Source organism: Pseudomonas fluorescens, assembly GCF_001902145.1.
In the GTDB taxonomy this organism is placed as follows: Bacteria; Pseudomonadota; Gammaproteobacteria; order Pseudomonadales; family Pseudomonadaceae; genus Aquipseudomonas; species Aquipseudomonas fluorescens_BV.
In genome coordinates this window covers 81950-100198 of the sequence record NZ_MRST01000019.1, presented here as the reverse complement: position 1 = coordinate 100198, position 18249 = coordinate 81950, and the positions used below count along the sequence as shown (strand labels likewise).

The window sequence follows — 18249 nt, the reverse complement described above, 5'->3', positions numbered from 1 at the left end:
TCGGCCATGAGTCTGGAAAACCTGTCATGCCAGAAGAGCTTCGGCGGCTGGCATAAACGCTACAAGCATCATTCCGATGTGCTCGGTTGCGACATGACCTTCGCCGTCTATCTGCCGCCGCAAGCAGAGCAGGGCGGCAAGTTGCCGGTGCTGTACTGGCTGTCCGGCTTGACCTGCACCGATGAGAACTTCATGCAGAAGGCTGGCGCCCAGCGCATGGCCGCCGAACTGGGCTTGATTATCGTCGCGCCGGACACCAGTCCCCGTGGCCCCGGCGTGCCGGGCGACCCGGACAATGCCTGGGACTTCGGCCTCGGCGCCGGCTTCTACCTCAATGCCACCCAGGAACCCTGGGCCAAGCACTATCGGATGCATGACTACGTGGTGCAGGAATTGCCGGCACTGGTGGAGGCGCATTTCCCTGCGTCGGATAAACGCGGCATCAGCGGCCACTCCATGGGCGGTCACGGTGCGCTGGTCTGTGCATTGCGCAACCCTGGACGTTACCTGTCGGTGTCGGCGTTTTCGCCGATCAACAACCCGATGGACTGCCCCTGGGGCCAGAAAGCCTTTTCCCGTTATTTGGGTGAAGAGCGCTCGAAGTGGCGTGAATGGGATGCCTGCGTGCTGATCAGCGAAGCCTCGGAAAAGTTGCCGCTGTTGGTGGACCAGGGCGATCGGGACGATTTCCTCGCCGTTCAGCTAAAGCCCGAAGCCCTGCTGCAGGCGGCCAAGGCAGCCAACCATCCGCTGGAACTGCGCCTGCAGCCCGGCTACGATCACAGCTACTTCTTTATCGCCAGCTTCATCGAAGACCATTTGCGACATCATGGTCGTGCTTTGCTCGGTTAATCTGAGGCAAAAGTAGGTAGAATCACGCCCTGAATTAAATCGGGGCGTTTTTTTATGCGTATTGGCCACGGCTACGATGTGCACCGTTTCGCTGAAGGCGATTTCATCACCCTGGGCGGCGTGCGCATTGCGCACCACCATGGGTTGCTGGCTCATTCCGACGGCGACGTGGTCTTGCACGCCTTGAGCGATGCCTTGCTCGGCGCGGCTGCATTAGGCGATATCGGCAAGCACTTTCCGGACACCGACCCCACTTTCAAGGGCGCGGACAGCCGTGTGTTGCTGCGCCATGTGGTTGGCCTGATCCATGCCAAGGGCTGGAAGGTCGGCAACGTCGACAACACCATCGTCGCCCAGGCGCCGAAAATGGCCCCCTATATTGAAGCGATGCGCGCAGCGATCGCCGCAGACCTTCAAATTGAATTGGATCAAGTCAACGTGAAAGCCACCACCACCGAAAAGCTCGGGTTTACCGGTCGTGAAGAGGGCATTGCGGTGCACTCCGTCGCCTTGTTGCTGCGCGCATGAACGACCTGCAACTGCTGGGCCCGCGGGCCTATGGCGAGGCCCTGGGCAGCGCGGTACTGAAGGCCACGGCCGAAGACTTCCAGGTTGATGAGGTGCTGGACATCCCGCTGACCGGCGATGGGGAGCACCTGTGGCTGTGGGTGGAAAAGCGCGGCTTGAACACTGAGGAAGCGGCACGGCGTATCGCCAAGGCTGCTGGGGTGCCATTGCGCACCGTCAGCTATGCCGGGCTCAAGGATCGTCAGGCCCTGACCCGCCAGTGGTTCAGCGTGCAATTGCCCGGCAAGGCCGACCCGGACATGAGCGGCGCGGAAAACGACACCCTCAAGATCCTGAAAACCGCCCGTCACAAGCGCAAGTTGCAGCGTGGGGCCCATTCGGCCAATGGTTTCACCTTGCGCCTGACCCAACTGGCCGGCGACACCGCTGCCATCGACGCACGTCTGCAGTTGATTGCCCGGCACGGCATCCCCAATTATTTTGGCACCCAGCGTTTTGGCCACAACGGCGGCAACGTGGTGGATGCTCGCGAGTGGGCTGCCCGCAAGGCCCTGCCCGAGCAGCGCAACGTGCGCTCGCGCTTGCTGTCCACGGCTCGCAGTTACCTGTTCAACCAAGTGTTGGCGGCTCGCGTCGCCGACGGTTCATGGCAGCGTGCCCAAGTTGGCGATCTGCTGGCGTTTACCGACAGTCGCAGTTTTTTTCCGGCCGGGGAAGCTGAATGCAGTGACCCGCGTCTGGCGATCCTGGACCTGCATCCCACCGGCCCGCAGTGGGGCGAAGGCGACTCGCCGGCGAAAGGTCTTACGTACGAGCTGGAACAATCTGTCGCCGCTGGCGAAGCAGACCTACGTGATTGGTTGGTGAAGGCGGGAATGAGCCAGGAACGTCGCATTCTGCGACTGCCCATTGGCGGGTTGACGTGGCATTATCCCGGGCCTGACATTCTGCAATTGGAATTCGTCCTGCCGGCCGGATGCTTCGCCACTGTCTTGGTGCGCGAGCTTGTTGATCTGGTGCCGGTGGGGCAGACGGACAGCCCATGCGTATTCTGATATCAAACGATGACGGTGCCACCGCACCCGGTCTTGCCGCGCTCCATGCTGCGCTGCAGGATTACGCCGAGTGCGTGGTGGTTGCCCCCGACCAGGACAAGAGCGGCGCCAGCAGTTCGCTGACGCTCGACCGTCCGCTGCATCCGCGGGTCCTGGCCAATGGCTTTATCAGCGTTAACGGCACCCCCACCGACTGCGTGCACCTGGCAATCAACAGTCTGCTGGAGCACCAGCCAGACCTGGTGGTCTCGGGGATCAACCTGGGCGCCAACCTGGGTGATGACGTGCTGTATTCCGGCACTGTGGCGGCCGCCCTTGAAGGGCGCTTCCTGGGCCGCACCGGCTTTGCTTTTTCCTTTGCTTCGCGGCAACTGGATAACCTGGCGACGGCGGCCTACTACGCGCGCAAGTTGGTGGAGGCCCATGCTTCCCTGGACCTGCCGCCGCGTACGGTGCTCAACGTCAATATTCCCAACTTGCCCCTCGACCATATTCGCGGTATCCAACTCACGCGCCTGGGCCATCGCGCCCGTGCGGCGGCGCCCTTGAAGGTGGTCGACCCTCGCGGCAAGGAAGGGTACTGGATCGCCGCCGCCGGCGACGCCGAAGATGGCGGCGAGGGCACGGACTTTCATGCGGTGATGCAAGGCTATGTCTCCGTCACCCCTCTGCTGTTTGATCGTACCTTCAGTGATGCCTTCAGTGGCCTTGATGGCTGGCTGGAGGGACTGCGTTGATGGCTCGTGAACAAGACGACTTGTTGCGCCGTGGCATCGGGATGACCTCCCAGCGCACCCGAGAGCGGTTGATCCAGCGCCTGTATGAAGAAGGCTTGTCCAACGCACAGGTGCTGGAAGTGATCCGGCGCACGCCGCGACACCTGTTTGTCGATGAGGCGCTGGCGCATCGCGCCTATGAAGACACGGCGTTGCCCATCGGCCACAACCAGACCATCTCCCAGCCCTATATGGTCGCGCGTATGAGCGAGCTATTGCTGGCGGCGGGTCCGTTGGACAAGGTGCTGGAGATCGGTACCGGCTCCGGCTACCAGACGGCCGTGCTGTCGCAGCTGGTAGAGCGGGTGTTTTCGGTCGAGCGCATCAAGGTGCTGCAGGACCGGGCCAAAGAGCGTCTGGTGGAGCTGAACCTGCGCAACGTGGTATTCCGCTGGGGCGATGGTTGGGAGGGCTGGCCGGCGCTGGCGCCCTACAACGGTATCATCGTCACCGCCGTGGCCACCGATGTGCCGCAAGCCTTGCTGGATCAATTGGCACCTGGCGGGCGGCTGGTCATCCCGGTGGGCTCCGGCGAAGTGCAACAGTTGATGCTTATTATCCGTGAGGACGAAGGTTTTTCCCGGCATGTACTCGGTGCCGTGCGTTTCGTACCCTTGCTCAACGGCCCGCTGGCCTGATCATTTATTCGCGGGCAGTGAATTCTGTAAGCGGGGATGTGTCTTACGGCGGGGTCCATTGAATCAACATGCCTGGCAGCCACGATTAAACATGATGAATTTTTCCTTTCAGTCAGGTGCCAGTAAAAAGCCAATGCCCAGTTATACTTGCGTCATATTTCAAGCCTGATACAGGCGTTAACGTTCAGCCACCACAAAGGGAGCGGCGGGTGAGTCTCACAGGTCCTGCGCAGCGAATGAGTAAAACAAGCTTTCAGCGACTGGTGCTTGGCCTTGTCTTGAGTTCCTTATTGGCAGCCTGCTCGAGCACGCCATCCGGCGGTGCTCGGGTCGTTGACCGTACCAACGCAACCCCCCAGAGACCCACGGTCACCACCGGCCAATACGTGGTGCGCAAAGGCGACACACTGTTCTCGATTGCTTTCCGTTATGGCTGGGACTACAAGGCACTCGCCGCCCGTAACAACATTCCTGTGCCGTATACGATCCATCCTGGGCAGACCATTCGTTTCGATGGTCGCTCAGGCTCTGCACCTACGGCAGTTGTGACAAAGTCGGGATCTTCGCCATCGTCGTCGAGCAAGACCACCATCATTACCCGGCCTGCAGGCAGCGCGGCGCCTACGGTTGCGAGCAAGCCGGCGCCCGCGCCGCTGCCACCCGCCGGGCCTGCGCCGACAGGCTGGGGATGGCCTTCAAACGGAGTGTTGATTGGAAAATTCTCTTCAAACGGTAGTTTGAATAAAGGCATTGATATCGCCGGGGATTTGGGACAGCCTGTTTTAGCTGCGTCTGATGGGACGGTGGTGTACGCCGGGAGTGGTTTGCGGGGCTACGGCGAGCTGGTCATCATCAAACACAGCGATACCTACGTCAGTGCCTACGGTCATAACCGCAGGTTGTTGGTTCGGGAGGGGCAGCAGGTCAAGGTCGGACAGACGATTGCCGAAATGGGGTCAACGGGCACAGACCGGGTGAAACTGCACTTTGAGATTCGCCGCCAAGGGAAGCCTGTAGATCCGCTGCAATTCCTGCCCCGTCGTTGATGTGTTGCACAGCCTGTTCCCTCACGTAGAAGGAACAGGCTCCAGCGTTGCCAAGGATAGAGGCGTCGCTTGAGCTTGAGGTCGAACTCACCAAAGGACTATAACAATGGCTCTCAGTAAAGAAGTGCCGGAGTTTGACATCGACGATGAGGTTCTCCTTATGGAGGCCGGCATCGATTTGGAAACGATGTCAGATAATGAAGGGGTCTCACCACCTTCAGTTCGCACCAAATCCAAAAATGCTGCCGCGTTGAAGCAGCACAAGTACGTTGACTACACGCGGGCGCTCGACGCGACCCAGCTGTACCTCAATGAAATCGGCTTTTCCCCTCTGTTGACCCCCGAAGAAGAAGTCCATTTTGCGCGTCTGTCGCAGAAGGGCGATCCGGCCGGTCGTAAGCGCATGATTGAAAGCAACCTGCGCCTGGTGGTGAAAATCGCCCGACGCTATGTCAATCGTGGGCTTTCCCTGTTGGACCTGATCGAGGAGGGCAACCTGGGCTTGATCCGGGCTGTGGAGAAGTTCGACCCTGAGCGGGGCTTCCGTTTCTCCACCTATGCCACCTGGTGGATTCGCCAGACCATCGAACGGGCGATCATGAATCAGACCCGCACGATCCGGTTGCCGATCCATGTGGTCAAGGAGCTCAACGTCTACCTGCGGGCAGCGCGTGAGCTGACGCAAAAACTCGATCATGAACCTTCGCCTGAAGAAATCGCCAACCTGCTGGAAAAACCGGTAGGGGAGGTCAAGCGCATGCTGGGCCTTAACGAGCGTGTCTCTTCGGTCGATGTCTCGTTGGGGCCGGATTCGGATAAGACCCTACTGGATACCCTGACTGATGATCGTCCGACGGATCCTTGTGAGCTGTTGCAGGACGATGATCTTTCCCAAAGTATTGACCAGTGGCTGTCAGAGCTCACGGACAAGCAGCGTGAAGTGGTGATTCGCCGCTTCGGCCTGCGCGGCCATGAGAGCAGCACCCTGGAGGATGTAGGCCTGGAGATTGGCCTGACTCGTGAGCGGGTGCGGCAGATCCAGGTGGAGGGCCTCAAGCGTTTGCGTGAGATCCTGGAGAAGAATGGTTTGTCGAGCGAGTCGTTGTTCCAATAAGCGACGCACGACGAAATACCGGAGCGGGCTTGTGTGGGAGCGGGCTTGCTCGCGAATGCGCTGGATCAGTCGACAGTTTCAGTGACTGACACACCGCATTCGCGAGCAAGCCCGCTCCCACATAAGTTCCGCTCCTGTTTTTATGTGTGCCACCAAAATCCAGGCATAAAAAAACCCCGCTTTTAAGGGCGGGGTTTTTTCGACTAAGTCAGTACAAGTTAGATAACTTGAACTTCTTCAGCTTGCATGCCTTTCTGACCGCGGGTAGCGATGAAAGAAACCTGTTGGCCTTCTTTCAGGCTTTTGAAGCCGTCGGATTGGATAGCTTTGAAGTGAACGAACAGGTCGTCACCGGATTGTGGAGTGATGAAGCCGAAGCCTTTTTCATCGTTGAACCACTTAACGGTACCAGTTTGGCGATTAGACATGGTGTATCTCCTTGGACAAAGTTAACTGCGACTCAGGAAAAGCCCTGGCCGAGACTGAGTGCAAAGAGCAGGAAAAATTCTTGGAGATGGTTGGATCGAAATTCAACATATCGTGTAGAGATTCTCAGTGACACAAGCAGCACAGTGACGCCACCTTAACCCTTTTTCCGGAACGTGCCAATGGTATTTCCGAAGGTTTCTCTAATTTCGTGACTGGCGGTGGTATTTACAGTCATTGGCGCCTGCCGTCCGGGCCCCGGCCACGCTGGCTGCGGCTTATAGCTGGCAGTACATTCATCAAGAAAACCCGTGCGGCCTTTGAACCCCAACGCCGCCCCCGGTAAGATGGCCCACAGATTTTTTTCGCCTCGCTATTCAGGACACCGCCATGAGCATCAAATCGGACAAGTGGATTCGCCGCATGGCGCAGGAACACGGCATGATCGAGCCGTTCGTCGAGCGCCAGATTCGTGGCGAAGGCGACGAGCGCGTGATTTCGTACGGCGTTTCCAGCTATGGCTACGACGTGCGTTGCGCCGATGAATTCAAGGTGTTCACCAACATCAATTCGGCGATCGTCGATCCGAAAAACTTCGACGAAAAGAGCTTCGTCGACGTCAAGAGTGACGTGTGCATCATCCCGCCCAACTCTTTCGCCCTGGCGCGCACCGTGGAATTCTTCCGTATTCCTCGCGACGTGTTGACCATCTGCCTGGGGAAAAGCACCTATGCCCGCTGCGGCATTATCGTGAACGTCACGCCGCTTGAGCCGGAGTGGGAAGGCCACGTGACCCTGGAATTCTCCAATACCACCACCTTGCCGGCGAAAATCTACGCCAACGAAGGCGTGGCACAGATGCTGTTCCTGCAGTCCGATGAGGCCTGTGAAGTGTCCTACAAAGACCGCGCGGGCAAGTATCAGGGCCAACGCGGCGTCACTCTCCCACGCGCTTGATCGAAAGCGCCTACGGGTAAAGGGAATTTGTCTGCAGAAAGTGACTCTATCTAGGTGTACTGCTTCGGCGCGTGTGAAACGCGCCGGGCCATACTTGAGGAGTACCCTATGAAGATCGACCCGCGAATCAGCGCAGAACTCGCCCGGCTTGAACCCAACCAGATTGGTGTTCTGGCCTGGTCCTTGATGGCCAACCCCGCGCACGCGGGGGGCATCCCTGGTCAGCCCGAACCTGATTACCCGCAGCCTACCGAGCCGGGTGAGCCGACCCTACCGGATGAGCCGCCACCCGCGCCTGTTGCCTGAGCAGGCCTGTCTCGATTCATTGAATCGGCCAGACCTGGTGATCGCCAATCACAAAGATTCGGCGGTCCTGGGCCTGCTCCACGGCATAACCCCCTGTAAACGCGCCAAAGGCTGGCAGCAGGCTGATCTGAGTGCCGATCTGGAAGCACGGCAGGCGTAGCCGCTGGCGCCCTTTGCCGCGCAGGTGGTACACCGGATGCACATGCCCCGCCAGTACATGATGGCTGGCGTGGGCGTCTGGCTCATGTTGCAAGGCGAAAGGGCCCATCAGCAGAGGCTCCGCGACCACGTCGATGCCCAAGTCCAGTGGTGGGTCGCCGGCGCGTTTGTCGTGATTGCCTCGAATCAAGGTCAAGGCCAATGTGCGATTGCGCTCACGCCAGGCCCGGATTGCGTTCAGGGTGCCGCTGGCGTGAGAGCCGGGACCGTGCAGGAAATCGCCGAGAAAGATCAACTGCGCGCACGGCAGGGCCCATAAAAGCCTGTCCAGGCGTTCCAGGTTGGCCGTAGTCGTGCCCTGTGGCACCGGTTGCCCCAGGCTGCGATAGGCCGAAGCCTTGCCAAAATGCGCATCGGCAATCAGCAGGCATCGACGTGCGGGCCAATACACGGCCTTGTCCGGCAACAGCCATAGATCTTCGCCTTCCAGCGTGAGGGGATAATGCATCAGCCTTGCCCTTTGTCGGCGACTTTTTCCAGGTCCTTGACCATCCGCGCGATGCGCTCCGAGAGTTTTTCCGAACTCATGCTTTCGCGCATCCGTTCTACCAGCAGCGCAAAGGCCAGGGGCGTGGGACGCTGGATCCTGTGCAGGTCCAACGTCAATGTCGACAGATGATTCAGCGTCTGTTCCAGCCGGCGAATATCCAGCTCGTCCCGCAGAACTTCTTCCCCTGCCTGGGCCAGCAGCAGGTTCTGTGGGTCATATTGCTTGAATACTTCAAAGAACAAACCACTGGAAGCCTGCACTTGTCGCGTGCTTTTCGGCGCGCCGGGATACCCGGCAAATACCAGCCCGGCGATTCGCGCAATCTCGCGAAAGCGGCGCAGGGCCAGTTCGCCGGCATTGAGGCTGGCGACCACGTCCGCCAGCAGGCCTTGGGGGCTCAGCACCCTAGTATTCAACAACTGAGGCCACTGCACCTCGGTGGCGCTCAACAGCTCCAGGCCATAATCATTCACCGCAATCGAAAAGGTCAGCGGCTGCTGCTGGCTGACCCGCCATGCCAGCAAACTGGCCAAGCCCAGATGTACCTGGCGGCCAGCGAACGGATACAGAAACAAGTGCCAGCCCTCTCGCGACCGCAGGGTTTCAGCCAGCAAATGCTCGCGGGTCGGCAGCCCCGACCAGCGCAATTGGGTGTGCAGCAACGGTTGCACCGCCTTCATCTCTGGGCCGTCGAAGTGCCCATGCGCGGCGGCATCAAAACGCTCGACCACCGCCTGGGCCAGTTCGTTGGAAAGTGGCATGCGCCCGCCATTCCAGCGTGGCACGGCGGCTTTTTTCGCGTTGCTGCGGCGTACATAGGCGGTCATGTTTTCCACACGCACCAGTTCCAGCAAGCGTCCGGCGAACAGAAACCCATCCCCCGGCTTGAGCCTTGCAATAAACCTTTCCTCGACACTGCCCAGGTTCTTGCCGCCGCCGCCTTTGCTCCAGAACTTGAGCTGGATACTGGCATCACTGACGATGGTGCCGACGCTCATGCGATGGCGGCGTGCCAGGCGGGCATCCGGAACACGCCAGATGCCGTGCTCATCGGGCTCCACGCGGCGGTAATCCGGATAAGCGGTGAGTGACAGGCCACCATGGCGCACAAACCCCAGGGCCCAGGCCCAATCCGCTTCGGTGAGGTCGCGATAGGCCCAGGCGCCGCGCACTTCGTCCAGCAGTGCCGCCGGGGTAAAGCCGCCGCCCAAGGCTATGCTGACCAGGTGTTGTACCAGCACATCCAGTGGTTTGTACGGTGATTCCCGCGCTTCGATGTGCCGTTGGGCGATCGCATCCTGGGCGGCCGCGGCTTCCACCAGCTCCAGGCTGTGGGTTGGCACCAGCGTTACCCGTGAGGGCCGCCCTGGCGCATGGCCGGAACGCCCGGCGCGTTGCATCAGCCGCGCCACACCCTTGGCTGAGCCGATTTGCAGCACCCGTTCCACCGGCAGGAAGTCCACGCCCAGGTCGAGGCTGGAGGTGCACACCACCGCCTTGAGTTGCCCGTCTTTCAACGCTCGCTCCACCCAGTCCCGGGTCTCCCGCGATAGCGAGCCGTGGTGCAGTGCAATTAATCCGGCCCAGTCCGGTCGGGCGTCGAGAATCGCCTGATACCAGATTTCCGATTGGGCCCGGGTGTTGGTAAATACCAGGCAACTGCTGCTGGCCTCTACCTCGGCGACCACTTGCGGCAACATCTTCAAGCCGATATGCCCGGCCCAGGGAAAGCGCTCGGTGACGGGCGGCAGCAAGGTGTCGACCTTCAGTACCTTGGCCGTTTGCCCCTGCACATTGATGCCCCCGCCCTGTGGGACCAGTACCTCCAAAGCGTGGGCCTGATTACCCAGCGTCGCGGAAACTCCCCACACCATCAACTCAGGATGCCAGCGCCGCAAGCGTGCCAGCGCCAGTTGCAACTGCACCCCGCGCTTATTGCCGATCAGTTCGTGCCATTCATCCACGATGACCATGCGCAGGTGCGCCAGGCTGGTTTCACTGTCGGCACAGGCCAGCATCAGGGTCAGGCTTTCCGGAGTGGTGACCAGAACGGTGGGTTGGCGGCGGGTCTGGCGCGCGCGTTCACTGCTGCTGGTGTCACCGGTGCGCAGACCTACACTCCAGGGAATCTGCAGGGACTCCAGCGGGGCTTGCAGGGCACGTGCGGTGTCGGCGGCCAGGGCGCGCATCGGCGTGATCCACAGGACAGTCAACGGCTCGGCAGGCGGTTTGCGTTTGCCTGTGGCGGGCGGGCGGGTGATGGCGAAACGGTTGAGTGCGGCAAACCACAGGGCATAGGTTTTACCCGCCCCGGTGCTGGCATGCAGTAGCCCCGACTGGCCGGCCTTGACCGCGGCCCATACCTCTTTCTGAAAGGCGAACGGTTTCCAGCCTTGAGTGGCAAACCATTGCTTGGCGAAATCGTGGGTTTTTGCCATGCGGCAGCGGACGCTCTGGAAGGGTTAGTTCAAAGACCCTTCAAGCAGTGCCGACGTTCCAACTGTAGGAGCGGGCTTGCCCGCGAAAAAAGCCCAGGCGCCGCGTTTAACCTGGATGCCCGCGTTATCGTTGACGATTTTCGCGAGCAAGCTCGCTCCTACTTCAAATTGCCACTCAGAAACTGCTGCAGGCGTTCGCTTTTCGGATTGCCCAGCACATCCTCCGGCAAGCCTTGCTCCTCCACCAGGCCCTGGTGCAGAAACAGCACCTGGCTTGAAACCTTGCGCGCAAAGCTCATCTCGTGAGTCACCATGATCATGGTGCGACCTTCCTCGGCCAGGCCCTGGATCACCTTCAAAACTTCGCCCACCAGCTCCGGGTCCAGGGCCGATGTGGGTTCATCGAACAGCATCACCTCCGGCTCCATGGCCAGGGCGCGGGCGATGGCGACACGCTGCTGCTGGCCGCCGGAGAGGAACGCCGGGTATTGATCAGCCACTCGCGCCGGCAGCCCGACTTTGTCCAGGTAGCGGCGCGCACGGTCTTCGGCGTCCTTCTTGTTGCAACCCAGCACGCGGCGGGGGGCCATGGTGATGTTTTCCAGCACGCTCATGTGACTCCACAAGTTGAAGTGCTGGAACACCATCGCCAGCCGTGTGCGCAAGCGTTGCAGCTCGGCGTCGTCAGCCACCCTCATGCCCTGGCGATCGCTGACCATGCGGATCGCTTGGCCGTCCAGGGTCATGGCGCCATCGTTGGGGGTTTCCAAAAAGTTGATACAGCGCAGGAAGGTACTCTTGCCTGAGCCACTGGCGCCGATCAAGCTGATCACATCACCGGTCTTGGCCTTGAGCGACACACCTTTGAGCACTTCATTGTCGCCATAGCTTTTATGCAGGCCTTCAACGGTCAGTTTGTACATGGGGCGTGCATCCTCAAGGCGAAAGTAGATAACCGCTGCGGTAGGCCTGTGTGCCGGCGACATGGCAGATCACCATGCCGGCAGTGGCCATGCGGCGTAGCGAACGGGCGTAAAGCAGCCCGGCGTGCTGGCAGTGCACGGGCGTCACGCGGTCTGTAATGGGGTCGATGATTTCAGCGACCAATTGCCCCGCCTCCAGGTATTCCCCCGGCAGGGCGCTGAATACCAGCAAGCCACCCACCGCAGTGGTCACCGGCTCCACCGCCGCCAGCGGCGTAGCCGGGTAGGCCAGGGCAGGCAAGGGGGCTGCATCGCCGCGAATGGCGCCGAAGTGGATCAAATAATCAATGATGGCCTGGCAGTCCAGCGCGGCGAGGCCGTGGTTGACATCGCCCTGGCCACGCAGCTCGACGGTCACCGACAAGCTGCCCATGGGGATCGGGTAGCGTTCGCCGAAGCGTTGCTGCAATTGCCACCACACCAGGGTGAAACATTCATCAAAAGACTGCCCGCCGGAATCGGTGGCCAACAGGTTGGCCTCCGAACCCAGGTAGCGTGCCAACGGCTCTACCTGCGGCCAGGCTTCGGGCGTGGTGTACAGGTGCGCCACGGCTTCGAAATCGCAATGCAGGTCCAGCACCACGTCAGCATCACAAGCCAGGCGTTGCAGCCCCAGGCGTTGGGAGTGCAACTGGGTCTGGGCGGTGTGCGCAGCCAGGGCGTTGGACAGTGCGCTGCGGATCAATTGGGCATTGCGCTGGGGATCATCGCCCAGCAGGTCTTCGACCTGGTTACCGACGTCTTCGCTGAGGTCGACGAACAGGCGATTGAAGTTCTGCCCGCTTTCCAGTTCGTAGCGGCCCAACGGGATATCCATCAATACCTGTTCGAGACCCACCGGGTTGGCGACGGGCACCAGCACGATTTCGCTGCGCAAGCGCCCGGCCGTTTCAAGTTCTGCCAGGCGTGCCTTCAGATGCCAGGCCACCAGCATGCCCGGCAATTCATCGGCATGCAGGGAGGACTGGATGTACACCTTGCCTTCGGGCTGCTGCGGGCCGAAGTGAAAACTGTGGATCTGCCGCGCCGTGCCGGGCACCGGCGCGATCAGGTCATGTAGCTGATGGTGCATGCAAGCTCCTTAGTGGCTCGGCCCGAGGAAGGCCAGCCAACGCCGCTCTGCCAAGCGAAACAGGCCGACCAGGGCAAAGGTCACCGTCAGATAGATCAGTGCGGCAATGCCGAATGACTGAAAGGTCATGAACGTGGCGGAGTTGGCATCCCGCGCCACTTTGAGGATGTCCGGGATCGTCGCGGTAAACGCCACGGTGGTCGAGTGCAGCATCAGGATCACTTCGTTGCTGTAGTAGGGCAACGAGCGTCGCAACGCGGACGGCATGATCACGTAGGCGTACAGCTTCCAGCCGCTGAGGCCGTAAGCCTTGGCCGCCTCGACTTCGCCGTGGGCCATGCTGCGGATTGCCCCGGCGAAAATCTCCGTGGTGTAGGCGCAGGTGTTGAGGGCGAAGGCGAGCAGGGTGCAGTTCATCGCGTCGCGAAAGAACGCATCCAGCACCGGTTGTGCGCGTACGGCGGCAAGGCTGTAGATGCCGGTGTAGCAAATCAGCAATTGGATATAGAGCGGCGTACCGCGAAACAGGTAGGTGTAGAACTGCACGGGCCAGCGCACCAGGCGCTTGCGCGAAACGCGGGCGATGGACAGTGGAATAGACACCAGAAAACCGATGACCAGTGAGGCGCTGAGCAGCCACAAGGTCATGGCCAGACCGGTGATGTGCTGGCCGTCGCTGTAAAGAAAGGGGCGCCAGTATTCCTGCAATAGGTCGATCATCGCACTGCCTCCCGGGCGCCTGCGGAGTAGCGACGTTCAAGTCGGCGCAAGACAAAGTTGGAGGCGCTGGTGATCAACAGGTAGATCAGCGCCGCCAGCACCAGGAAATAAAACAGTTGATAGGTGCTCTTGCCAGCGTCCTGGGCGGCTTTTACCAAGTCTGCCAGGCCGATGATCGACACCAGCGCGGTGGCCTTGAGCATTACCATCCAGTTATTGCCGATGCCCGGCAGCGCAAAGCGCATCATCTGCGGGAAGGTCACGTAGCGAAACCGCTGCCCGCGCTTGAGCCCGTAAGCGGTGGCGGCTTCGAGTTGGCCGCGGGGCACGGCGAGGATCGCACCGCGAAAGGTTTCGGTGAAATACGCACCGTAGATAAAGCCCAGGGTGATCACCCCGGCGCTGAATGGGTCGATCTCGATGTATTCCCATTCCATAAAGTCGGTAAAGCCACTGAGCCAGGTTTGCAGGCTGTAGAAAATCAACAGCATCAGCACCAGGTCCGGCACACCGCGAATCAGAGTGGTATAGAGCTGGGCGGGGATACGCACAATGGCCAGGCTGGACAGTTTGGCGCTGGCGCCGAGCAGGCCCAGCACTACGCTGACGGCCAGGGACAGCACCGACAACTTGATGGTCATCCAGGTGCCTTGCAGCAACAGCGGGCCGAAACCCTTCAGGCTGAATGCGCTCAGCCCGAGGGTTTGCAACAGATCTTCGAACATAAATCAGGACCTATGGCGATAAAAAAGCGCCCCACCCGAAGCAGGGCGCCCCAGGCATTACTTGCCGCTGTACAGGTTCAGATCGCCAAAGTGTTTCTTCTGGATAGTGGCGTAGGTGCCATCATCGTGTAACGCTTTGATACCTTTATCCAAAAGCGCCTTGAGTTCAGTGTTACCTTTTTTGATACCGATGGCGGTTTTCGACGGCAGCAGCGGGTCGTCGATAGCGGCGCTCACTTCATAGCCAACACCGGCTGGCGACTTGAGAAAGCCCAGTTCGGCTTGGAGCATGTCCTGCACGGAAGCGTCGAGGCGCCCGGAGGTCAGGTCGGCGTACACCTGGTCCTGGTTGGCGTAAGCCTTGGTGGTCACCCCGGCTTTATCCAGTACGGCCTTGGCGTAGGCTTCCTGGATGGTGCCTTGCTCGTAACCTACGGATTTGCCCTTGAGAGATTCTGGCGTCGAATAGCCAGCGCCTTTCTTGAACACCAGCGAAGTCGGGCCCGAGAACAGCTCGGAGGAGAAGTCGATGGCCTTCTCGCGTACTGGGGTCACGGTCATCGACGAAATCACGCCATCGAATTTATTGGCTTTCAGGCCCGGGATCATGCCGTCGAAGTCACTTTCGACCCACTTGCACTTGACCTTCAGCTCCGCGCAGATCGCATTGCCCAGGTCGATGTCGAAGCCCACCAGGCTGCCGTCGGCGGCCTTGGATTCGAACGGTGCGTAGGAAGGGTCGACACCAAAACGCAATTCCTTGTATTCCTTGGCCGTAGCTACACCAGCGGCCATGCACAGAGCCAGTGCAGAAAGGGTCAGCAATGCTTTTTTCATTATGTAATCCCTGGAAACCAAGATAAGCGCTTGTGGCGCGATTAGGACTGTTACTGAACGGTGTCAGACGCATCACAAGTAGCAATTTCTGCACCATAGTTCCGGATGGGCTTTTTAAACGGTGGGATAAGGCAGTTCCAAGTGTAGGCGGCGCCCAAAAATGGGCATGGAATTTCCACTGCACCATTCTGGAACTGTCACTTATCAAAAGGTGGGAGCTGGCTATATCAGGCCAACAGGTCTTGGAGCGTGGCCAGGTTGTCCGCTTCCTCCACCGCCTTGTCCTGGCGCCAGCGCAGCATCCGCGGAAACCGCACCGCAATCCCGCTCTTGTGCCGCTTGGACAGGGCAATCCCTTCGAAACCCAGCTCAAACACCATGCTCGGCGTCACGCTGCTGACCGGGCCGAACTTCTCCACTGTGGTTTTGCGCACAATGGCGTCGACCTTGCGCATTTCCTCGTCGGTCAGCCCGGAATACGCCTTGGCGAACGGCACCAGTGTGCGCTCGCTGCCCGGTGGGCCGTCCCATACGGCGAAGGTGTAGTCGCTGTAGAGGCTGGCGCGTCGGCCATGGCCGCGCTGGGCGTAGATCAACACGGCGTCGACGCTGAAGGGGTCGACCTTCCATTTCCACCACAGGCCCATGTCCTTGGTGCGGCCTACACCGTAGAGGCCGTTGCGGTCCTTTAGCATCATGCCTTCCACGCCCAGGCTACGAGAGGCTTCGCGCTGTTCGGCCAAGGCTGCCCAGGTTTTGCCTTCCAGCAACGGCGAAGGCAATAACACCGGTTGGTTGCACGCAGCGATCACTTGTTCCAATTGGGTGCGGCGTTCGGCCTGGATGTGGTTGCGCCAATCGTCGCCCTGATACTCCAGCAAGTCGTAGGCGAGCACCGCCACTGGCGCATCCTCAAGGACTTTTTTACTCAGGGTCTTGCGGCCAATGCGCTGTTGCAACAGCGCGAAGGGTTGTACCGAGTCTTTCCACACCACGATTTCGCCATCGATCACCGTTCCGTCGGGCAGGCCACTGACCAGGCTATGGAGTTCAGGGAAGCGTTCAGTCAGCAACTCTTCACCGCGAGACCAGACCCACAGGCGTCCCTCGCGCTTGACCAGTTGTGCGCGAATGCCATCAAACTTCCATTCCACCTGCCAATCGGCGGGTGAACCGAGCAGCGTGTCGAATTGCTCCACTGGTTGCGCCAGCCCGTGGGCAAGAAAAAACGGATAGGGCTGCCCGCCACGTTGCGCGTGCTCGTCGGATGATTCGGCGGCGATCAGCTTGAGGTAGCCCTCGGCTGTCGGACGGTTCGACAGGTCGGTGTAGCCTACCAACCGTTGCGCCACGCGTTTGCTGTCGAGATCGGCCATGGCGGCGAGGGCGCGGGTCACCAGCAGTTTGGATACCCCGACCCGGAAGCTGCCGGTGATCAACTTGATGCACACCATCAGGCTCGGTTGGTCCAGTTGCGCCCACAGCGCTGGCAGCCTTTCTGCCAGGTCCATGGGTGGCAGACCGCGCAGGGGCAGGAGTTTTTCTTCCAGCCACACGGCCAGGCCGTCTTCGGAGGTATAGGTGGATTCTGGCAGGAGCAGGGAGATGGTCTCGGCCAGGTCACCTACGGACTGGTAGCTCTCTTCGAACAGCCAGGGTTCGATACCGGCCGCTTCGGTGGCCATGTCCCGTAGCAGGCGCGTCGGCACCAGTTGCCGTGGCCTCCCGCCGCTGAGAAAGTACACCGTCCAGGCCGCATCGGCCGGCGGCGCCTGCAGGAAATAGGCTTGCAGGGCCGCGAGCTTGGCATTGCTGGATGTGGTGGCGTCGAGATTGGCGTACAGCTCGGCGAAGGCTTTCATGCAGTGGCCTCTTCTTCGTCATCGCCGTATTCGGTGCTGAAGCCTTGGGCATCCAAGCCCTTTTCCCGCAGGTGACGCACCAACACACCGACCGAACCATGGGTGACCATCACCCGTTGTGCGCCGGTTTGTTCGATGGCCCATAACAGGCCCGGCCAGTCGGCGTGGTCCGAGAGCACGAAGCCACGGTCCACGCCGCGCCGCCGTCTGGTACCGCGCAGGCGCATCCAGCCGCTGGCGAAGGCGTCGCTGTAGTCGCCAAAGCGGCGCATCCAGGTACTGCCTCCAGCGGAGGGCGGGGCGATGATCAGGGCTTGGCGCAGCAGTGGGTCGGTCTTTTTGAAGTCGCCGGCATACAGCGTCTCGGGGATGTAGATGCCCGCTTCGCGGTACACCCGGTTCAACGGTTCGACCGCGCCGTGGCTGAGGATCGGGCCGATACTGGCGTCCAGCCCATGGAGGATGCGTTGGGCCTTGCCGAAGGAGTAGCAGAACAACACGCTGGCTTTGCCGCTGGCGATATTGGCCTGCCACCATTCATTGATCCCGGAAAAAATCTTCGCCTGGGGCTGCCAGCGGTATATCGGCAGGCCGAAGGTGGATTCGGTGATAAAGGTATGGCAACGCACCGGTTCGAAGGGCGCGCAGGTACCATCGGGTTCGACCTTGTAGTCGCCGGACGCCACCCAGACCTCGCCCTGGTATTCCAGGCATACCTGGGCCGAGCCCAGTACATGTCCGGCCGGATGGAAACTCAAGGTCACCCCGTGATGCACCAACCGTTCGCCGTAGGCCAGGGTTTGCAGGTTGATGTCCTGCCCCAGGCGCCAGCGCAGGATACCTTCGCCGGGGGCGGCGGCCAGGTAGTGTTGATTGCCGGTGCGGGCGTGGTCGCCGTGGGCGTGGGTGATGACCGCACGATCCACTGGGCGCCAGGGGTCGATATAAAAATCACCGGCAGGGCAGTAGAGGCCTTCGGGGCGGGCGATGACGAGGTCCATGGGGTTGCCGGGGCGGTGGGCTTGTTACTTATGAGGCGGGGCTGGGTATAGAAGTTCTATCTGAATGCAGGTAGTGCAAAGGTGGCTTGCCTTCAATGCCGGCCTGAAAGCCGACACCTATCTACCTGACACCCCGCGATCTAAATGTGGGAGCTGGCTTGCCTGCGATGACGGCCCCACAGCCGATGCATATCTACCTGACAC

At 60.5% G+C, this 18249-nt stretch carries 19 protein-coding genes; 9 read left to right on the top strand and 10 right to left on the bottom strand.

Going from position 1 to position 18249, the window contains the following annotated elements:
• The first annotated feature begins 6 nt into the window (after positions 1-6).
• The 7 genes from fghA to rpoS all read left to right on the top strand — a co-directional run bounded on the left by fghA (position 7) and on the right by rpoS (position 6009).
• Positions 7-852, top strand: a complete 846-nt coding sequence (fghA, locus tag BUE92_RS06490; protein ID WP_058410376.1) for an S-formylglutathione hydrolase — start codon at positions 7-9, stop codon at positions 850-852.
• 54 nt (positions 853-906) lie between these two features.
• Positions 907-1380 carry a 2-C-methyl-D-erythritol 2,4-cyclodiphosphate synthase gene (gene ispF, locus BUE92_RS06485; protein ID WP_073522641.1) on the top strand — a complete coding sequence of 158 codons (474 nt, stop codon included), beginning with the start codon at positions 907-909 and terminating at the stop codon, positions 1378-1380.
• Entirely contained in the window at positions 1377-2435 is a 1059-nt protein-coding gene (gene truD / locus BUE92_RS06480; protein WP_034126844.1) for a tRNA pseudouridine(13) synthase TruD, read from the top strand. Before ispF ends, truD begins: the two co-directional genes overlap by 4 nt.
• Positions 2423-3172, top strand: a complete 750-nt coding sequence (surE, locus tag BUE92_RS06475) for a 5'/3'-nucleotidase SurE (RefSeq protein WP_003189210.1) — start codon at positions 2423-2425, stop codon at positions 3170-3172. The genes truD and surE overlap by 13 nt, the downstream gene beginning before the upstream one ends.
• Positions 3173-3213: 41 nt before the next feature.
• A complete protein-coding gene (locus BUE92_RS06470; RefSeq protein WP_169850588.1) occupies positions 3214-3849 on the top strand; it encodes a protein-L-isoaspartate(D-aspartate) O-methyltransferase in 636 nt (211 codons plus the stop codon).
• Between the two features lie 209 nt (positions 3850-4058).
• Positions 4059-4895, top strand: coding sequence for a peptidoglycan DD-metalloendopeptidase family protein (locus BUE92_RS06465; protein ID WP_032893170.1), 837 nt, complete (start codon positions 4059-4061; stop codon positions 4893-4895).
• Positions 4896-5001: 106 nt separating this feature from the next.
• Positions 5002-6009 carry an RNA polymerase sigma factor RpoS gene (gene rpoS / locus BUE92_RS06460; protein WP_003189214.1) on the top strand — a complete coding sequence of 336 codons (1008 nt, stop codon included), beginning with the start codon at positions 5002-5004 and terminating at the stop codon, positions 6007-6009.
• Between the two features lie 218 nt (positions 6010-6227).
• Here the strand turns inward: rpoS and BUE92_RS06455 are convergent, their stop codons facing one another.
• Entirely contained in the window at positions 6228-6437 is a 210-nt protein-coding gene (locus BUE92_RS06455; RefSeq protein ID WP_002554837.1) for a cold-shock protein, read from the bottom strand.
• Positions 6438-6825: 388 nt separating this feature from the next.
• Here BUE92_RS06455 and dcd point away from each other — a divergent pair, with 388 nt between their 5' ends.
• Together dcd and BUE92_RS06445 are read left to right on the top strand one after the other, a co-directional pair.
• Positions 6826-7392 (top strand): dCTP deaminase, encoded by a 567-nt coding sequence (dcd, locus tag BUE92_RS06450; protein WP_003189215.1) that lies wholly within the window; start codon positions 6826-6828, stop codon positions 7390-7392.
• Positions 7393-7500: 108 nt separating this feature from the next.
• Positions 7501-7698 carry a hypothetical protein gene (locus BUE92_RS06445; RefSeq protein WP_005785769.1) on the top strand — a complete coding sequence of 66 codons (198 nt, stop codon included), beginning with the start codon at positions 7501-7503 and terminating at the stop codon, positions 7696-7698.
• A gap of 16 nt (positions 7699-7714) precedes the next feature.
• Here BUE92_RS06445 and pdeM read toward each other — a convergent pair whose 3' ends face one another.
• The 9 genes from pdeM to BUE92_RS06400 form a co-directional block, all read right to left on the bottom strand.
• The gene (pdeM, locus tag BUE92_RS06440; protein WP_073522640.1) at positions 7715-8365 is read right to left on the bottom strand and encodes a ligase-associated DNA damage response endonuclease PdeM; all 651 of its coding nucleotides are present in this window, start codon (positions 8363-8365) and stop codon (positions 7715-7717) included.
• Positions 8365-10845: a ligase-associated DNA damage response DEXH box helicase gene (locus BUE92_RS06435; RefSeq protein ID WP_073522639.1), complete on the bottom strand. Its 2481-nt coding sequence runs from the start codon at positions 10843-10845 to the stop codon at positions 8365-8367. The genes pdeM and BUE92_RS06435 overlap by 1 nt, the downstream gene beginning before the upstream one ends.
• A gap of 158 nt (positions 10846-11003) precedes the next feature.
• On the bottom strand, positions 11004-11768 hold the full coding sequence (locus BUE92_RS06430; RefSeq protein WP_073522638.1) for an ABC transporter ATP-binding protein: 765 nt from the start codon (positions 11766-11768) through the stop codon (positions 11004-11006).
• A gap of 13 nt (positions 11769-11781) precedes the next feature.
• Positions 11782-12900, bottom strand: coding sequence for a succinylglutamate desuccinylase/aspartoacylase family protein (locus BUE92_RS06425; protein ID WP_073522637.1), 1119 nt, complete (start codon positions 12898-12900; stop codon positions 11782-11784).
• A gap of 9 nt (positions 12901-12909) precedes the next feature.
• Positions 12910-13620, bottom strand: a complete 711-nt coding sequence (locus BUE92_RS06420) for an ABC transporter permease (RefSeq protein WP_073522636.1) — start codon at positions 13618-13620, stop codon at positions 12910-12912.
• Positions 13617-14345, bottom strand: coding sequence for an ABC transporter permease (locus tag BUE92_RS06415; protein WP_014717254.1), 729 nt, complete (start codon positions 14343-14345; stop codon positions 13617-13619). Before BUE92_RS06415 ends, BUE92_RS06420 begins: the two co-directional genes overlap by 4 nt.
• 57 nt (positions 14346-14402) lie before the next feature.
• Positions 14403-15182, bottom strand: a complete 780-nt coding sequence (locus BUE92_RS06410) for a transporter substrate-binding domain-containing protein (protein WP_073522635.1) — start codon at positions 15180-15182, stop codon at positions 14403-14405.
• Positions 15183-15409: 227 nt separating this feature from the next.
• The gene (locus tag BUE92_RS06405) at positions 15410-17044 is read right to left on the bottom strand and encodes an ATP-dependent DNA ligase (RefSeq protein WP_073522634.1); all 1635 of its coding nucleotides are present in this window, start codon (positions 17042-17044) and stop codon (positions 15410-15412) included.
• Positions 17041-18045, bottom strand: coding sequence for a ligase-associated DNA damage response exonuclease (locus BUE92_RS06400; protein WP_073522633.1), 1005 nt, complete (start codon positions 18043-18045; stop codon positions 17041-17043). Before BUE92_RS06400 ends, BUE92_RS06405 begins: the two co-directional genes overlap by 4 nt.
• Positions 18046-18249: the final 204 nt, after the last annotated feature.